Source organism: Streptomyces sp. NPDC004838 (assembly GCF_053600955.1).
Window position 1 is genome coordinate 28,494 of the sequence record NZ_JBSGAW010000025.1, and the last position, 16,994, is coordinate 45,487.

General features: G+C 71.8%; 15 protein-coding genes. 12 read left to right on the plus strand and 3 right to left on the minus strand.

What is annotated here, in order from left to right; translation table 11 throughout:
• Positions 1-119: 119 nt before the first annotated feature.
• Positions 120-1,013, minus strand: a complete 894-nt coding sequence (locus ACWEFL_RS25780; protein WP_451716806.1) for a fumarylacetoacetate hydrolase family protein — start codon at positions 1,011-1,013, stop codon at positions 120-122.
• Between the two features lie 134 nt (positions 1,014-1,147).
• Here ACWEFL_RS25780 and ACWEFL_RS25785 point away from each other — a divergent pair, with 134 nt between their 5' ends.
• The 12 genes from ACWEFL_RS25785 (at position 1,148) to ACWEFL_RS25840 (ending at position 14,772) form a co-directional block, all read left to right on the plus strand.
• Complete coding sequence (locus ACWEFL_RS25785) at positions 1,148-2,596, plus strand: zinc ribbon domain-containing protein (RefSeq protein WP_451716807.1); 1,449 nt, start codon at positions 1,148-1,150, stop codon at positions 2,594-2,596.
• 2 nt (positions 2,597-2,598) lie between these two features.
• On the plus strand, positions 2,599-3,783 hold the full coding sequence (locus ACWEFL_RS25790) for an acetyl-CoA acetyltransferase (RefSeq protein WP_451716809.1): 1,185 nt from the start codon (positions 2,599-2,601) through the stop codon (positions 3,781-3,783).
• On the plus strand, positions 3,780-5,090 hold the full coding sequence (locus ACWEFL_RS25795; RefSeq protein ID WP_451716811.1) for an acyl-CoA dehydrogenase family protein: 1,311 nt from the start codon (positions 3,780-3,782) through the stop codon (positions 5,088-5,090). The genes ACWEFL_RS25790 and ACWEFL_RS25795 overlap by 4 nt, the downstream gene beginning before the upstream one ends.
• Positions 5,087-6,331 carry an acyl-CoA dehydrogenase family protein gene (locus tag ACWEFL_RS25800; RefSeq protein ID WP_451716812.1) on the plus strand — a complete coding sequence of 415 codons (1,245 nt, stop codon included), beginning with the start codon at positions 5,087-5,089 and terminating at the stop codon, positions 6,329-6,331. The genes ACWEFL_RS25795 and ACWEFL_RS25800 overlap by 4 nt, the downstream gene beginning before the upstream one ends.
• Before the next feature lie 260 nt (positions 6,332-6,591).
• Positions 6,592-7,377: an enoyl-CoA hydratase/isomerase family protein gene (locus tag ACWEFL_RS25805; protein WP_451716814.1), complete on the plus strand. Its 786-nt coding sequence runs from the start codon at positions 6,592-6,594 to the stop codon at positions 7,375-7,377.
• 96 nt (positions 7,378-7,473) lie between these two features.
• Positions 7,474-8,622 (plus strand): acyl-CoA dehydrogenase family protein, encoded by a 1,149-nt coding sequence (locus tag ACWEFL_RS25810; RefSeq protein WP_451716816.1) that lies wholly within the window; start codon positions 7,474-7,476, stop codon positions 8,620-8,622.
• Between the two features lie 13 nt (positions 8,623-8,635).
• Positions 8,636-10,414 carry a class I adenylate-forming enzyme family protein gene (locus ACWEFL_RS25815; RefSeq protein ID WP_451716818.1) on the plus strand — a complete coding sequence of 593 codons (1,779 nt, stop codon included), beginning with the start codon at positions 8,636-8,638 and terminating at the stop codon, positions 10,412-10,414.
• Between the two features lie 15 nt (positions 10,415-10,429).
• Complete coding sequence (locus tag ACWEFL_RS25820) at positions 10,430-11,308, plus strand: enoyl-CoA hydratase/isomerase family protein (RefSeq protein ID WP_451716819.1); 879 nt, start codon at positions 10,430-10,432, stop codon at positions 11,306-11,308.
• Positions 11,309-11,367: 59 nt separating this feature from the next.
• Positions 11,368-11,829, plus strand: a complete 462-nt coding sequence (locus ACWEFL_RS25825) for a Zn-ribbon domain-containing OB-fold protein (RefSeq protein WP_451716821.1) — start codon at positions 11,368-11,370, stop codon at positions 11,827-11,829.
• Positions 11,826-12,986, plus strand: coding sequence for a thiolase (locus tag ACWEFL_RS25830; RefSeq protein ID WP_451716823.1), 1,161 nt, complete (start codon positions 11,826-11,828; stop codon positions 12,984-12,986). Before ACWEFL_RS25825 ends, ACWEFL_RS25830 begins: the two co-directional genes overlap by 4 nt.
• Before the next feature lie 143 nt (positions 12,987-13,129).
• On the plus strand, positions 13,130-13,873 hold the full coding sequence (gene fabG / locus ACWEFL_RS25835) for a 3-oxoacyl-ACP reductase FabG (protein WP_451716825.1): 744 nt from the start codon (positions 13,130-13,132) through the stop codon (positions 13,871-13,873).
• Positions 13,870-14,772 carry an SDR family oxidoreductase gene (locus ACWEFL_RS25840; RefSeq protein WP_451716826.1) on the plus strand — a complete coding sequence of 301 codons (903 nt, stop codon included), beginning with the start codon at positions 13,870-13,872 and terminating at the stop codon, positions 14,770-14,772. Before fabG ends, ACWEFL_RS25840 begins: the two co-directional genes overlap by 4 nt.
• A 112-nt stretch (positions 14,773-14,884) precedes the next feature.
• Here the strand turns inward: ACWEFL_RS25840 and ACWEFL_RS25845 are convergent, their stop codons facing one another.
• The gene (locus ACWEFL_RS25845; protein WP_451716828.1) at positions 14,885-15,595 is read right to left on the minus strand and encodes an ABC transporter ATP-binding protein; all 711 of its coding nucleotides are present in this window, start codon (positions 15,593-15,595) and stop codon (positions 14,885-14,887) included.
• Positions 15,596-15,600: 5 nt separating this feature from the next.
• Positions 15,601-16,980, minus strand: a complete 1,380-nt coding sequence (locus tag ACWEFL_RS25850) for an ABC transporter permease (protein WP_451716830.1) — start codon at positions 16,978-16,980, stop codon at positions 15,601-15,603.
• Between the last annotated feature and the right edge of the window lie 14 nt (positions 16,981-16,994).

Sequence of the window (16,994 nt, forward strand, 5' to 3'; positions counted from 1 at the left end):
GTGTCGGTCCAGCTGGTGTACGGCTACGGCTACGGCTACGGCTGTGGCCGTGCCCGCGCCCCATGTCGTACGGCTGACGCGGTGGCGTCGGCCCGTCGCGGCGGGTCGGTCCCCGTCGCTCAGGCCCTGGCGCGGGGACGCGGGGCCAAGGCCCGCATCGCCTCGTCGTAGGGGCCGGGGGCGGCCGGGGCGACGCACCGGTTCTCCATGACGCCGAGGCCGGCGACCTCGCTGCGCACCACGTCACCGGGGGCGAGGAAGAGCTGCGGCTCCCGGAAGAAGCCGACCCCGGCAGGGGTCCCGGTGAAGACGATGTCGCCGGGCCGCAGCGGGGTGACGGTCGAGAGGAAGGCGATCAGTTCCGGGACGTCGTGGACCATCTTCGCGGTGGTCCCGTCCTGGAGGAGTTCGCCGTTGACCCAGCAGCGCAGGGCGAGGGCGTCCCGGTCGGGGAGTTCGTCCACGGTGGTGACCCACGGGCCGATGGGCGCGAAACCGCGGAACGACTTCGCCAGCGAGAGCTGGCCGCCCTGCTGGACGCCGCGCGCGGACAGATCCTGGCCGACGGTGATTCCGGCGACGTGGTCCCAGGCCCGGTCCGCGGTGACGCGGTCGGCGTGGCGGCCGATGACCAGGACCACTTCGACCTCGTAGTCGACGCCGTCCACGGGGATCTCGACATCGTCGTACGGGCCGGTCACACAGCTGGGGAACTTGGTGAAGGTGAGCGGCAGCGGACGGGTGCCCGCCTGGCCGTTCTCCTCCAGATGGTCGTGGTAGTTGAGGCCCACGCCGAAGACCTGGCCGGGCAGGGGCACCGGAGCCTGGAGTCGGCGAGGGTCGAGTTCACGCCAGTCGAGGTGATGGTCATCGGCGGCCCAGGCGAGGAAGCCGGGCCAGTCGCCGTACACCCGGTCGGGTGTGGAGAAGCGGTCTCCGGACGGTTCTGCCAGGCCGGCGTAGCGGTCACCCTCGATCAGAACCGCCTCGCCGTCGACGCATCCCAGGCGCATAGGGACCTCCAGAACCTTCGGGAAACGTGGCCGAAACAGTTGGTGCCGCTATTAGAGCCGAAAGGCCATGCGTGCGCAAGCATTTCCTTGAAGTTGCGTGCTCATGCATGTTAATCTCCGAGTGGAGGTTCACCATGACGCTGAGTGCCGCCGTGTACGACGCGGCCGTCGCCGTCCCTCCCTGGCGGGAGGGGCGCGGCGCGAGACGCATCGCCGTACACGCACATGACGAAGACAGCCTGACCCTGGCCTGGCAGGCCGGCCGGGCCCTGCTCGACCGGCAGCCGGACCGGCGCGTCGCCGCGCTGCTTCTGGCCACGACCACCCCGCCCGCCGTCGACGGGGGGAACGCGTCGGTGCTCGCCGAGGCCCTCCGCCTCGATACGGACGGGCTCCTCGTCCAGGAGTACTCGGGCGGACTCTTCGCCTCCGGAGCAGCCCTGGCCTCGGCCGCCGCACTGGTGTCCGCGGGTGTCGCGCCCGCGCTCGTCCTCTTGACCGACGCGCGGCGCGGCAGTGACGGGAAGGCGCTGGGCTCCGGCGCGGCGGCCCTCCTGGTCACGAAGGAGGGCCCGGTCCGATTCCGGATAGCCGCGGCGGGGGCGGACAGCGCCCGTGAGGTCTACTCCCTCGGCGACGGGCTCGTGGACCATGAACCGGCCTTCACCCGCTGGCTCGCGGCGCGGGAGTTGCCTGCGGTCGTGTCTGGCGGCGCGGCTCTGGGCCTGGGTGCTCCCGGCGGCGCTGTCCCGGCTGTGGGTGCTCCCGAGCGTGCCCTCCTTGACCACACCGTCACCCTTGCGGCGGGCTCCCGCGGCATCCCCGGCACCGGTCACCTCGGCTGCGCGGCGACCTGGGTAGAGGCGGTGGCCAAGGCGGAGGCGGCGGTGACGGACGCGGCGGTGGCGGAGGCGGCGGAGGCGTCCGGGGTCGATGCGTCCGGGGCCGATGCGTCGGCATCCGTACGGGCGGCTGCCGCCGACGGCGGCGGCCCGGACGACGATCCGGGCCCCGGCTCCACGCCCGCGACCGGCGAGATCCGCGCGACCCGCGTGCACGTAGACATTCGAGGCGGCGCCCGCTACCTCCTCGAACTGGACTTCACACAAGGTCGGCCGACTTCCCCCGCCCCCACCCGTGACGACGGCCCGCCACCGCCCCCGGCCCCCGACGCAGGCGGCTTCACTCCGTACACCTCGCAGGCACAGGCATGGCGGGACCGGCGCGAGGAACTGCGCCTCATCGGAATGCGCTGCGACGCGTGCGACGCCCCGCACTTCCCCGCCGCGCCCGCCTGCCCCGTACACGGCCCCGCCGCCGAGCTGCGCCCGTACGAGATGACGCTCACCGGCCGGGTGCTCACCCGCACCCGTGACCATGTCTTCCCCGTCGGCGGGCCGCTGACGGCCGCCGTCGTCGAACTGGCCGACGGAGGCCGGTTCTACGGTCAGGTCGCCGCCGGACACGACGTCGCGATCGGAGACCCGGTGGAGCTGGTCCTGCGCCGTATCGCCACCGGCGCGGACGCCGCACCCCGCTACTTCTGGAAGATCCTCCCGGCCCCCGACGGAAAGGGACGTTGACCATGCCGCTGTCCCGTGAGGTCGCCGTCATCGGCACCGGAGTGACCCGCTTCGGCGTCCTGTACGACCGCTCGTACATCAGCCTCGTCCACGAGGCCGCCACGGCGGCCATGGCGGACGCCGCCGTGGACCCCGACCGCGTCGAAGCCGCCTGGCTGGGCACCGCCGAACCGCAACTGGCCGCCCTCGTCGGCGACTCGGGCGCGGCCGTCACCGAAGCCCTCGGCTTCGCGCCCCGCCCGGTCACCCGCGTCAGCAACTTCTGCGCCACCGGCATGGAAGCCGTGCGGGGCGCGGCGCTGGCGGTCGCCTCGGGCGAGTACGAAGTGGCCCTGGCCATCGGCGCGGAGAAGATGCGCGACGTGCCGCCGCGCGGCTCGCTCGTCGCCAAGACCGTCGAGCAGTCCCACCCCGTGCTCGCCAAAGGCCGTACCGCGCCGGGCCAGTTCGCGCTGGTGGCCGCCCGCTATCTGCACGAGTACGGATACGGCCGCGAGGTGCTCGCCGAGGTCGCGGTGAAGAACCACGCCCATGCCGTGCACAACCCCAAGGCCCACTTCCGCACCGCGATCAGCGCGGACCAGGTCCTGTCCGCGCCCGAGGTCGCCGAGCCGCTCGGACTGCTGGACTGCACCCCCACCACGGACGGAGCGGCGGCCGTCGTCGTCGCCTCCCGCCGCTGGGCGGAGCGGCACGCCGACCACTACGCCCTGATCGAGGGCATCTCCGTGGCCTCGTACGCGGGCTACTACCCGGCCCTGTTCCGGGGCGACAACGACTTCCTCGGCTTCCGGGCCACCCGCGACGCGGCCGACGCCGTCTACCGGCAGGCGGGCATCACCGACCCGCGCGCCCAGCTCGACCTCGTCGAGTGCCACGACTGCTTCACCATCACCGAGATCGTCAACACCGAGGACCTGGGCCTCTTCCCGCGCGGACGAGGCGCGGCCGAGCTGATGGCGGGAACCACCCGCGCCGACGGCGAGATCCCCGTCAACGTCTCCGGCGGTCTCCAGTCCTGCGGCCACCCGGTCGGCGCCAGCGGCGTACGGATGGTCGCCGAGATCACCGACCAGATCACCGGCCGGGCCGGGGAGCGCCAGGTCTCCGGCGCCCGCCGCGGCCTCGCCCACAACCTCGGCGGCCCCGGCGCGGTCGCCGCCGTCACCGTCCTGGGAGCGCCATGAGCACCACCCCGCACCAGCGCCTGTCCCTGTACGGACACCGGCTGGCCGGCGCCGGACCGCTGCGGGCCGAGGTCCGCGCCTTCGTCGCCGACGAGATCGCCGCCGGGCACTGGGTCCCGCGCTGCGACAACTGGCTGATCGGCTGGGACCCGGCCTTCAGCGAACGGCTCGCCGCCCGTGGCTGGGTGGGCATGAGCGTTCCCGCCGCGTACGGCGGCCGGGAAGCCGGAGCGCTCGCGCGATTCGTCGTCACCGAGGAACTCCTCGCCGCCGGAGCCCCCGTCGCCGCCCACTGGATCGCCGACCGCCAGACCGCGCCCCAACTGCTGAGCTTCGGCACCGAGGAGCAGCGGCAGCGCTTCCTGCCCGCCATCGCCTCCGGGCGTACGCACTTCGCCCTCGGCATGTCCGAACCCGACTCCGGCTCTGATCTCGCCTCGGTACGGACCCGTGCCGTACGGGCCGAGGGCGGCTGGCGGGTCACCGGACGCAAGATCTGGACCAGCGGAGCACACCACGCCCACTATCTGACCGCCCTGGTACGCACCACACCGCGCGACGAGAGCACCGGCCGCCACGACGGGCTCAGCCAGCTGATCCTGGACCTCGCCGACCCCGGCATCGACGTCCGGCCCATCCGGCTGATCAACGGCGAGGCCCACTTCGCCGAGGTCGTCATCGAGGACGTGTTCGTACCGGACACGATGGTGCTCGGCCGGATCGGCGAGGGCTGGCGGCAGATCAACGCCGAACTCGCCTACGAGCGCAGCGGTCCCGAACGCGTCCTGTCCACCGCACCGCTGCTCCTCGCCCATCTGGACGAGATCGCCGCGGGAGCGGTCGGTGCGGGGGCTGTCCGTGCGGGGGCGGTCGGCGCGGACACGGGTGGCGCGGACACGGATGGCGTGGACGCGGACGGCCGCACGGGCGAGGGAACAGGAAACGGAACGGGTGAGGGAGCCGACGGCCGGGCGGCTCACGGCGGCGGCGGGGACCCCGTCGGGCTCGGCCTCGCGCTCGCCCGGCTGTCCGCGCTGCGCCGGCTGACCGCGTCCGTGGCCGTGGAACTGAGCGGCGGGCACGCCCCGGACGTGGCCGCCGCCCTCGCCAAGGACCTCGGCACCCGGTTCGAGGGCGAGGTTGTCGACGTCGTACGCCGCAGTCGGCACGGCCGCCCCGGCCCCACCGACCCCGACACCGACCGGCTGCTGCGCCAAGCCGTCCTCCAGCAGCCGGGATTCACCCTGCGCGGCGGCACCACGGAGATCCTCCGCGGTGTGGTGACCCGAGGAATGGGACTGCGATGACCACCACAGCGACCACCACCGGGAGCACCCCCACCGTGACCACCACCGTCACCGCGCCGCAGCGGGACGCCGACCACTTCGGCGCCCTGGACGACGCGGTCGCCGAGATCGTGCACCGGCACGGTGCGAAGGCCCAGGAGCCCGAGGGCCGCAGACGGCTGTGGGACGCGCTGGAACAGGGCGGGTTCACCCTGCTCTCCATTCCGGAGGACAGCGGAGGCTCGGGCGGCGGCCTCGCCGAGGCGGCGGTGGTGCTGCGGCGTTGCGCGTACGCGGGGGTCAGACTGCCCCTGGTCGGTACCTTGCTCGGCGCGTGGTCCTGCGCCTGGGCGGGGGCGGAGATCCCCGAAGGGCCGCTCGCCTTCGGCTGGATCCAGGACGGCACGGACAGCACGTACGGCACGGACAGCACGTACGGCACGGACACCGCGTACAGCACGAACAGCACGGGCGGTCCGGTCAACGTGGGCGACGCGGGCCGAACAGCCGGCCCGGACAGCGCGCACGGCACCGACGGCACGGAAGCCCCGGACCGGTCGGGCGGCCCGCGCGAGCAGGCGGTCCGGCTGCCGTGGGCCCCCTTCGCCGACCATCTCGTGCTCCTCGACCACCCCCGCCTGATCGTCGCCGACCGGCGGAGCGCCGACGTACGCGAACTAGCCAACGACGACGTCGGCGGTACGTTCACTGGCGAACCGGTGGGGGAGACCACCGCCCTGGCCGCGCTTCCCGGCGTCAGCTCGCGCTATCTGCCCACGGCGGGCCAGGCCCGCCTCAGAGCCGCCCTGCTGCGCTCCGCCGAACTGCACGGAGCCGCCGCGGCGGCGCTGGACCAGGCAGCGGGCTACTCGGGGGAGCGGGAGCAGTTCGGCCGGGCGCTCCACCGCTTCCAGGCGGTCGCCCATCTGCTGGCCCAGTGCGCGGGCGAGGTCGTCACCACCGGGGTCGCCGTGGACGCGGCCCTCGCCGCCGCGGACGACCGGTCGGCCGCGCCGGAGCGAGCCGAGGCGGCGGCGATCGTCGCCAAGATCCAGGCGTCGGCGACGGCCGGAAGGATCGCCGCCGCCGCCCATCAGATCCACGGCGCGATCGGCTTCACCGAGGAACACCCGCTCCACATCAGCACACGTGCCCTCTGGCAGTGGCGGGACGACTACGGCGACGAACACCACTGGGCGGCCCGGCTGTCCGCCCTCGCGGAGCGGCACGGGCGCGGGCTCTGGGACCTCCTCGCCGACTGAGCACTACGGACCAGCCGCCTACCACGAACCCGCCGAGCACCTCGGACCCGCCGAGCACGGCGAACCAGCCGAGCACCTCGGATCAGCCGAGCCCGACGCCTCAGCCCAAGCCCCACCACCCGTCGTTGACTCGTCGGGCCCTACCGAATCGCGGCCGCGCGGCCGCGCGGCCTTCCGGCCCCACCAGCGGATCCAGCGGATCCAGCGATCCCGGCCCCTCAGACAGTCATCGACCTTTCAGGAAACACAGGAGACAACAGATGGCGCTTGACTACGCGGTGGACGACCACGGCGTCGGGCTGATCACGCTCAACCGCCCCGACCGCCACAACGCCTTCACCTTCGACATGATCGACGCCTGGGCCGACGCCCTCACCGACGCCGCCCGCGACGACCGCGTACGGGCCGTCGTCCTCTCCGCGGCCGGCCGCTCCTTCTGCTCGGGGGTGGACCTGGACGAGCTGAACGGCGTCGACCGGACCCCGCTGGCCCGCCGCCGTATGCTCACCGACCGCGTCCACAAAGTGGCGTACGCGGTCGACGCGCTCGACAAGCCCCTCCTGGCCGCCGTCAACGGCGCCGCCGTCGGTGCGGGGATGGACATGGCCCTGATGTGCGACATCCGGTTCGCCGGACGCTCGGCCCGGTTCTCGGAGGGATACGTCAAGGTCGGCCTGGTCCCCGGTGACGGCGGCTGCCACTACCTGCCCCGCATCGTCGGCACGGCACGCGCGCTCGAACTCCTGTGGACCGGCGACTTCGTCGACGCCGACGAGGCACTGCGGCTCGGCATCGTCAGCCGGGTGTACGAGGACGGCGAACTCCTCGACCAGACACTGGCGTTCGCGCGCCGGCTCGCCTCGGGCCCGCCGGTCGCGCTCGCCGCGATCAAGCGAGCCGTGCACCAGGGGCTCCGCGCAAACGATCTGCGCACGAGCCTCGATCTGATCGCCTCGCACTTCGCCGTCGTGCAGGCCACCAACGACTCGGCCGAGGCGCTGGCCGCGGCGAAGGAAGGCCGTGCCCCCGTCTACACCGGGACCTGAGCACCGGCGACACCCGAACCGGCGACACCCGAACCGGCGGGCAGCGCCTCTGACGGCGACACCGGCGGACAGCAGCGAGGAAGGAGAGACAGGAACATGCGACGCACCCTTTTCGACGACACCCACGACGCCTTCAGGCAGACGGTACGGAAGGTCCTCGCGCACGAGGTCGAGCCGTACGCCGAGAGCTGGGAGGAGGAGGGAATCGTCCCGCGCGAGCTGTACCCCAGGCTCGGCGAGGCGGGCCTGCTGGGACTCCAGATCCCGGAGGAGTACGGAGGCGGCGGTGAGCCCGGCTTCCTCTACAACGCCGTCGTCACGGAGGAGATCGCCCGCGGCGCCACCTTCCTCGGGCAGATCAATCTCCATATGAACGTGGTCGTCCCCTACTTCCTGCACCTCGCCACCGCCGAGCAGCATGCCCGCTGGCTGCCCGGAATGGCCTCCGGCGAGACCATGGGCGCGATCGCCATGACCGAGCCGGGCACGGGCTCGGACCTCGCCGGGATGACCACCACCGCCGTACGCGACGGCGAACACTGGGTGCTCAGCGGAGCGAAGACCTTCATCACCGGTGGTGCCCACGCGGGTCTGGTCATCGTCGTGGCGCGCACCGCGAAGATCGAGACCGACCGCAGAGGCGGACTCACCCTCTTCGTGGTCGAGGACGGCATGCCCGGCTTCACTCGAGGCCGCCGACTGCGCAAGCTGGGCCTGCACGCCCAGGACACCACCGAACTGTTCTTCACCGATGTCCGCGTGCCGGTCGGCAACGTACTCGGCGAAGAGGGCGGGGCCTTCGCCCACCTCACCGCGAATCTGGCGCAGGAGCGGCTGTCGATCGCGGTCGGTTCCCAGGCGATGGGCGAGGCGATGATCGCCGAGACGGTCGAGTACGTGAACTCCCGCCGCGTGTTCGGACAGAGCCTGGCCTCCTTCCAGAACACCCGCTTCACCCTCGCCGCGCTCGCCGCCCAGGCCGAGGCCGGGCGCCACCTCGTGGACCGGGCGCTGATGGAGCTGGAGGCCGGCGAGCTGACGGCGGCGGACGCGGCGAAGGCCAAGCTCGTCACCACCGAACTCCAGGGCCGGATCGCCGACGAGTGCCTCCAACTGCACGGGGGCTACGGATACATGCGCGAGTACGCGATCGCCCGCCGTTACGCGGACGCGCGGGTCTCCCGGATCTACGGCGGGTCGAACGAGATCATGAAGTCCATCATCGCCAAGTCCATCGGCCTGTGAGGACGGAATCGCGATGACCCACGACCACGAGACGCTCCCCGGTCACCGGACCTTCCCCGCCTGGCCCCATCCGCTGCCGCCCGCCATCGAGGGCTACAACGCTCCGGTCACCGCCGTGCTCGCGGGCTCTGCCCACCGCTACGGCGACCGGATCGCGCTGCGCCACGAGGGCGAGGAGGTGTCCTTCGCCGCGCTGTACGGCAGGGCCTGCGCCATCGCCCACACGCTGCGGGAGCACGGGGTGGAGCGCGGCGACGTCGTCGCCGTCCAGCTCGGCAACGGGCCCGCGTACCCGATCGGTTACTACGGCATTCTCCTCGCCGGAGCGACCGCGACCCCGCTCTCCCCGATGCTCACGGACGACGAGGCCCGCCGTCAGCTGCTGGACTCCGGCGCGATCGCGCTGCTGACCGAGGCCGGGGCGAACGCGTCGGCGAAGCTCGCGGGGACGGCCGTCCGGCTCGTCCTCGTACGGGAAGGAGCCGACCCGGACGGCGACGGCCCGAACGGCCCGGACAGCTCGGACAGCTCGGACGGTACGGACCGCCCCGACGCCGCCCCGATCCGCGTCCCACTCCCCGAGACTCTCGCCGACGCGCCCCCGCAGACCGGGATCACCGGCGACGACGTGGCCCATCTCGTCTACACGGGCGGCACCACCGGAACCCCCAAGGGCGTACGCGTCCTGCACCGCAACCTCACCGCCCAGACCCTCCAGTACGCCTGCTGGCGCACCGGTTCGCGGCCCGCCGCCGACAGCCGGGGCGGAATCGTCCTCGAACCGCTGCCCGGAGCCGGATTCCTGCTCCGTCCGGGGGACCTCGAAGTCCTCACCGCCGCACCCCTGTTCCACTCCATGGGCCTGGTCGGCATCAGTCAGCACCTAGCCTCGGGCGCGACGCTGACCACCATGCGCCGCTTCGACGCCGCGAGATTCCTCGACCTCGTCGAGCGGCACCGCGTCCAGCACGTCCTGGGCGCGCCCGCCATGTTCGCCATGCTGCTGGACGGCCCCGCCCCCGCGACCCGCGATCTGACCTCCGTACGCGCCCTGGGATGCGGCTCGGCGCCCCTGCCCGCCACGGTCGCGGCCCGGCTGGAGAAGCTGTTCCCCGCCGCGCGGGTCTGCCAGTCGTACGGCATGACGGAGGCGACCCTCGTCGTCAGCGCCGTGCCCTACACCGCCACGACCCCGCACAAACCGGGAAGCTGCGGAATCCCCCTTCCCGGCACCCGCATCGAGATCCGCTCCCCGCAGGACGGCCGCACGGTCCTGCCCCACGGCGAGCGCGGCGAGATCTGGGTGAACGGCCCCCAGATCGCCGCCGGTTACCTCAACCGGCCCGAGGAGACGGCGGCGGCCTTCGCCGACGGCTGGCTGCGCACCGGCGACCTGGGACATCAGGACGCCGACGGGGACCTCCATGTCACCGGCCGGCTCAAGGACATGCTCATCTACAAGGGCTACAACGTGTACCCGCGCGAGCTGGAGGAAGTCCTGCTGCGCCATCCCTCGGTGGCCACCGCCGCCGTGGTCGGCCGCTCGGACGGCACCGCGGGCGAACTGCCCGTCGCCTTCGTCGTCCTGCGGGGTCCGGTCACCGCGCCGGAGCTGATGACCTGGGTCAACGAACAGGTGGCGGCCGTCAAACGGCTCCATGAGGTGCACATCGAGGACGCGCTGCCGATCTCACGCGTCGGCAAGATCCTCAAGACCGAGCTACGGGACCGGCTGTCCACGAGAGAGGCGGCAAGCTCCTCCGACAGCGCCGCCGACGCCGACACGCCGTAACGGAAGGAGCGGGCGATGCCCGGAACTGACACCGAGACCGGAACTGCAACCGGAACCGAAACCCAGAAGGACACCGGAACCCAAAAGGACACCGGAACCGACATCAGAGGCGGCGACGCGGACGGTTCGGCCCGCATCCTGGTGGACGACGAGGACGCCGTACGCGTCCTCACGCTCTCCCGCCCCGGCCGCCTCAACGCCCTCGACGACATCGGCCGCGCCCGCCTCCGGGACGCCCTGCGCCAGGCCATGGACGACCCCGGCGTCCGGGTCCTCGTCCTCACCGGCGAGGGGCGGGACTTCAGCGCCGGGGGCGACGTGGGCGCGATGACCACAGACCCGGAGATCGCCCGGCCCCGGCTCGACGTCGTCGCCCAGGTGATCCGGCTGATCGCGTCCGGTCCCAAGCCGGTGATCGCCGCCGTCGAGGGCCGGGCGTACGGCGTCGGTCTCGGCCTGGTCGCCGCGACGGACCACATCGTGGCCGCGGAGGACGCCACCCTGTGCTGCCCGTTCGGCCGGGTGGGCTTGACCGGGGACGGCGGGCTGCACGCCACGCTGGCCGCGCGGACGGGCATCGGCCGGGCCAAGGCCATGCTCCTGTTCGGCGAGGTGGTGAACGCGGACCAGGCGGCGGAGTGGGGCCTGGTGGACCGGCTCTGCGCCCCCGGTACGGCGCTCGCCGAAGCGAGGAAGGCGGCCCGGAGGCTGCTCGGGTCGGCCCCGCTGCCGCAGGCCGAGACCAAGCGCATCCTCGCGGGCGGGCCCCCGGCGCTGGAGACCGCGCTCCGGATGGAGGGCGCGGCGCAGACCCGGCTGATCGGCTCCGAGGACTTCGCCGAAGGAACGAGCGCCTTCCTCGCCAAGCGCCGCCCGGTCTTCCACGGCCGCTGACTCCCCCTCCCCGTAGCTTCTCGAGCTTCCCGAACTTCCCGCACCCCCTGGAGGTCCCCATGCCCCACGACCCAGGCCCCGCCGACCCCGGGACCGCGTACCGGGCCGGTCTCGCCGAAGGCCGGCTGCTCTACCAGCGGTGTCCCGACTGTGAGCGGGCGCAGTTCTATCCGCGTGTGCTGTGCGCGCACTGCGGCCGGTACGCCCCCGAGTGGCGCGAGAGCGCGGGAGCGGGCGTCGTCTACGCCGCCTCGGCCCTGCCGGAGCGGGATGCCGAGCCGCGCAGTGTCGTGCTGGTCGATCTGGCGGAGGGGTTCCGGATGATGAGCCGCGTCGACGGGACGCCGGCCGAGTCCGTGGCGATCGGCTCGACCGTACGCGCCCGTTTCATCGAGGAGTCGGGCGAACCCGTGGTCGTGTTCACCCTGTCCGCCGACACCGAGCCGGACACCAACACCGAGACGGACACCGACACCAACACCGACACCGACAACACGTCCGAGGGAAGTGAGACCGCATGAGCGCGGGACTGCGCGGCCGTACGGCCGTCGTCGGCGTCGCCGAGTCGGCGCTGGGGGAGGTCGGCCCCGGCCCGACCCCGCTCGATCTGATCGGGCAGGCCGCCCACGCGGCCCTCGCCGAGGCCGGGCTGACGACCCGTGACGTGGACGGTCTCTTCACGGCCTCCTCCAACTACCCGGCAGCGCCCTTGGACACCGCCGAGTACCTGGGGATCCGCCCCCGCTATCTGGACGGCTCCCTCGTCGGCGGCAGCTCGTTCGTCTCGCATCTGCTGCACGCGGCCGGCGCCATCGAGGCCGGGCTGTGCGAGGTCGCGCTGATCGCGTACGGCAGCACTCAGCGCTCGGCCGCCGGGAAGCTGGTGGTCCGCACCCGGCTGAACCCGTACGAGGAGCCGTACCGCCCCCGGTTCCCGGTGACGATGTACGCGCTGGCCGCCTCGCGTCATATGTACGAGTACGGGACGACCAGGGAGCAGCTCGCGGAGGTCGCCGTCGCCGCCCGCGAGTGGGCCCGGCTGAACCCCAAGGCGTACGCGAGGGATCCGCTGACCGTGGAGCAGGTGCTCTCCGCACGGACCGTCAGCTCGCCCCTGACCGTGCGGGACTGCTGTCTGGTCACCGACGGCGGTGGCGCGGTCGTGCTGACGAGCGCCGAGCGCGCCCGCGATCTGCCGCGCGAGCCCGCATATCTGCTGGGCGTCGGCGAGGCGACCTCGCATCAGACGATCAGCCAGATGCCGGATCTGACCACGACGGCCGCGGCCGTCTCCGGTGGGCGCGCGTTCGCCGCGGCCGGGCTCACCCCGGCGGACGTGGACGTCGTCCAGCTGTACGACGCGTTCACGATCAACACGATCCTGTTCCTGGAGGACCTGGGGTTCTGCGCCAAGGGCGAGGGCGGGGCGTTCGTCGAGAAGGGGCGGATCGCGCCCGGCGGTGTGCTCCCGGTGAACACCAACGGCGGCGGGCTCTCCTACTGCCATCCCGGTATGTACGGGATCTTCCTGATCATCGAGGCCGTCCGCCAGATCCGCGGCGAGTGCGGAGAGCGGCAGATCCCCAACGTGGACGTCGCCCTCGCGCACGGCAATGGCGGAGTGCTGTCCAGCCAGGTCACGGCCCTGTTCGGCTCCGAGGCGACCCTGTCGGCCTGAGCCGGACCGCCGAACACCTGCGCCTGACGACACCAATGACTGTGACGACAGCGACAGCAGCGGCAGCAGCGACAGCGACGGCGACGACAAGAACGACAGCGACAACAAGAACGAGAACGAGAACGAGAGAGAAGGTGGGCCTGATGGGTCTGCTCGAAGGCAGGTCGGCCGTGGTCACCGGGGCGGCCCGGGGCATCGGCGAGGCCACCGCGACGGTGTTCGCGAAGGAGGGCGCCCGAGTCGTCGTCACCGACGTCGACCTCCTCGGGGCCCAGGACGTCGCCGACCGGATCACCTCCGCGGGCGGTTCAGCCATCGCCGTACGCTGCGATGTGACCAGCGAGGACGAGGTCAGGGGCGCGGTCGCGGCCTGCGCGGCCGAGTTCGGCACGGTCGACGTGATGGTCAACAACGCGGGCATCACCCGCGATATGACGATCCGCAGGATGACCCTGGACGACTACCAGGTCGTGGTGGACGTCCATCTCAAGGGGGCTTGGCTCGGCACCCGCGAGGCGGCGGCCGTCATGCGCGGCCAGGGCAGCGGAGCCATCGTCAACATCTCCTCCCTCTCCGGGAAGGTCGGCAACCCCGGCCAGACGAACTACGCGGCGGCCAAGGCGGGCATCGTCGGCCTGAGCAAGTCGGCCGCCAAGGAGCTGGGACATCTGGGCATCCGGGTCAATGCCGTCCAGCCGGGGCTGATCCGTACCCCCATGACCGCCGCGATGCGGCAGGACATCTTCGCCGCACGGGAGAAGGACATCCCGCTCCAGCGCGCGGGCGAGCCGTCCGAGGTCGCGAACGTCGTGCTCTTCCTCGCCTCCGACCTCTCCAGCTACATCACCGGAGGGGTCCTCGAAGTGACCGGCGGGCGGTTGATGTGAGCACCGGAACGGAGAAGAGCACGGGCTCCGGAAGCAGCCCCTCCGGAATCAGCCCCGCGGCAAGCGGCCCCGCCGCAAACAGCCCCGCCGGAATCGGCCCCGCCGTAAGCGACCCCGCCGCGAACATGCTGCCGTCCGGTTCCTTCGACGGGCGGGTGGCCGTGATCACCGGAGGCGGCTCCGGGATCGGCGAGATGATCGCGTACCACCTCGCGGCCCTGGGCGCGACGACCGTGCTGATCGGCCGCCGCCCCGAGCCGGTGGAGGCGGTCGCCTCGGCCGTACGCGACCGGGGCGGCAGCGCCCACGCCTTCGCGGCCGACGTCCGGGACCGCGACCGGGTCGAGGAGGTGATGGCACAGACCGTGGAGCGGTACGGCCGGATCGACCATCTGGTCAACAACGCGGCCGGGAACTTCCGCGTCCGGCCGGAGGACATGTCGCCGAACGCGTGGAACGCGGTCGTACGGATCGTCCTGGACGGCTCCTGGCACTGCACCCAGACCGTCGGCAGACATCTCATCGAACGGGGCGGCGGCGGTTCCGTCGTCAGCATCGGCACCACACCGGCGCTCTACGGGGGCGCGGACACCGCGCATTCGGCGAGCGCCAAGGCGGGTGTGCTGGCGATGACCAAGTCGCTGGCCCTGGCGTGGGGGAGCCACGGCATCCGGCTGAACGTGGTGACCCCCGGACTGACCGACGACACGGGGGCGGTGGGCCAGTTGTTCCCCGACCCGGAGGAGTACCGGGCCAATCTGGCGAAGATCCCGGTGGGACGGCACGCCAACCGGGACGAGATCGCCTCGGCGGTGACGTACCTCCTCAGTGATCACGCGGGGTACGTCACCGGCCAGAACCTGATCGTCGACGGCGGCCGTAGCCTCGGCATCGGCTGACCGGGCCCACGGCCGGGGCGCGGGCCCATGGCCGGGGCGCGGGCCCATGGCCGGGGCGCGGGCCCTGGGACGGCTCGCGCTCCCGGACGGCAGGGGATTCCGGACTCCCGGGTCAGCGGCGGCGCTCCGTGTTGGAGAGCCGTCCCTTGCGCAGGGTGAGCGTCTCGTCGGCTTCCGCGGCCAGTTGCTGGGAGTGCGTGACGACGACGACGCATTTGTTCTGCTCATGGGCCAGTTCCTGGAAGATCTCGATGATCCCGGCGGCGGTGTCCTCGTCGAGGTTGCCGGTGGGTTCGTCGGCGAAGAGGATGTCGACGTCGCAGGCCAGTGCGCGGGCGATGGCGACGCGCTGTTGCTGCCCGCCGGAGAGCCGCAGCACGTTGCTGGTGGCCTGCTGTCTGTCCAGTCCGATCCGTTCGAGGATTTCCAGGGCGTGACCCCGTTTGCCCCGGACCTTGGAGCCGGTGATCTCCATGGCGGTGGTGACGTTCTGCACGGCCGTCATATAGGTGAGCAGGTTGTACTGCTGGAAGATGGTGGCCGCGTGCCGGTTGCGGTAGCGGCCCAGTCCGATGCCGGCGAGGTCGGTGCCGTCGAAGCTGATCTTGCCCTTCGTGGGCGCGTCCAGGCCGCTGGCCAGGGACAGCAGGGTGGTCTTGCCGCTGCCGGAGGGGCCGAGGATGGCGTAGAAGGTGCCGCGGTGGAAGTCGTGGTCGATGTCCTTGAGGACGGTGGTCCGGCGGCGCTGCCCGGTGTAGGTGTGACTGATGCCCGAGAGCCGCAGGACTGGCGCGGTGGCGGTGGTGAGGGTCTGGGAAGGCATGACGGTCACTTGCCTTTCGTCAGGATGGTCTTGGGGTTCAGGCGCAGGACGGACGAGGCGGGTATCGCGGTGGCCAGCAGGGCGATGCCCAGGCCGGTCCCGACGACGGTGGCCAGGGAGCCGTTGTCGAGGCGGACGGTGATCTTGTCGATCGGGTTCGCGTCCGGGACCGGCTCCTTGTCCCAGTCGGTGCCCTCGTCGACGCCGGTTGAGCCCGGCGGCGGCGGCTTCCAGGAGTCGATCTCCTTCTGCGCCGCCGCGGCCTCGCCGGATACCAGGGAGTTGCCCGCGCTCTGGGTGAGCGGTTCGGCGAACAGCACGCTCAGCCCGATGGCCAGGGCGGCGACCGCGACGATCTCCACGGTCTGCTGTGCGATGACCTTCGCCTTGTTCTCGCCCAGGGCGAGCAGTACGCCGTACTCCCTGGTCCGCTGCTTGACCGCGAGGGTCACCAGCAGTGACAGGACGGCGGCGCCCGAGATGCCGATGAGCCACATCGCGATGGTGGCGGTGGAGGACACCGAGTCCATCGGGCCGGTCATCTGCCGGATGGCCTTGTCGTTGATGCTGAGCTTGAAGCCTTTCAGGGCGGGTCCGGCCTCCTTCTTCGCCCAGGAGGTGAAGTCATCGAACGTCGCGGGGTCCTTGAGCTTGAAGCTGGCAGCACCGATCTGCGTCGCCCCCGACTTCTGCCCGTTGAACCGGGCGAACGCGTGCGTCGGCGTGATCAGCCGGTCCCCCGGGGAATCCCAAAACTCAGGGTCGAGTTCGTTGGAGGGGTCGCGGTAGACCCCTTGGACGGTGAACTCCGCGTTGGGATTCTTCTTCGGCTCGTTGGGGGCGAGTGTGATCTTGTCGCCCGGCTTGAGGCGGTTCTTCTTCGCCAGGCGCTCCTCGATCAGGACGACGTTGCGGTTCTTGTCGGCGGCGGTGATCGGCTTTCCGGCGAGCAGCTTCCACTTGCCGCTGGCGAAGTCGGGCATCAGCCTGGAGTCCAGGACCCCTCTGGGCAGGACGAAATCGGGACGGGACTCGTCCACGCTCTTACCCGTGATCTTGGTGCCGCCGACCAGTTGGGCGCCGTCGTGGGAGTCGTAGTTGTACGAGTCCACCAGCGGCGACTTACCGAGCTTGTCCACGACGTCGGTGCTGATCTGCGGGGCCTGCAGGCCGCCACCGCCGAGGCCCAGGGAATCCAGGGCCATGGCCAGGGAGACATCGGCGCCGATCTTCCGCTTGGCCTGCTCGCCCGCGCGGGCGGTGGCGTCGTTGATGAGGACACCGCCGAGGACCATGACCGACATGACCAGGAAGGTCGCCAGCATCACCAGGGTTCTGCCCTTGCGTGCCCACAGGCTCAGACACGCGCGTTTGAGGAAGTTCATCTCTTGCCAGGTCC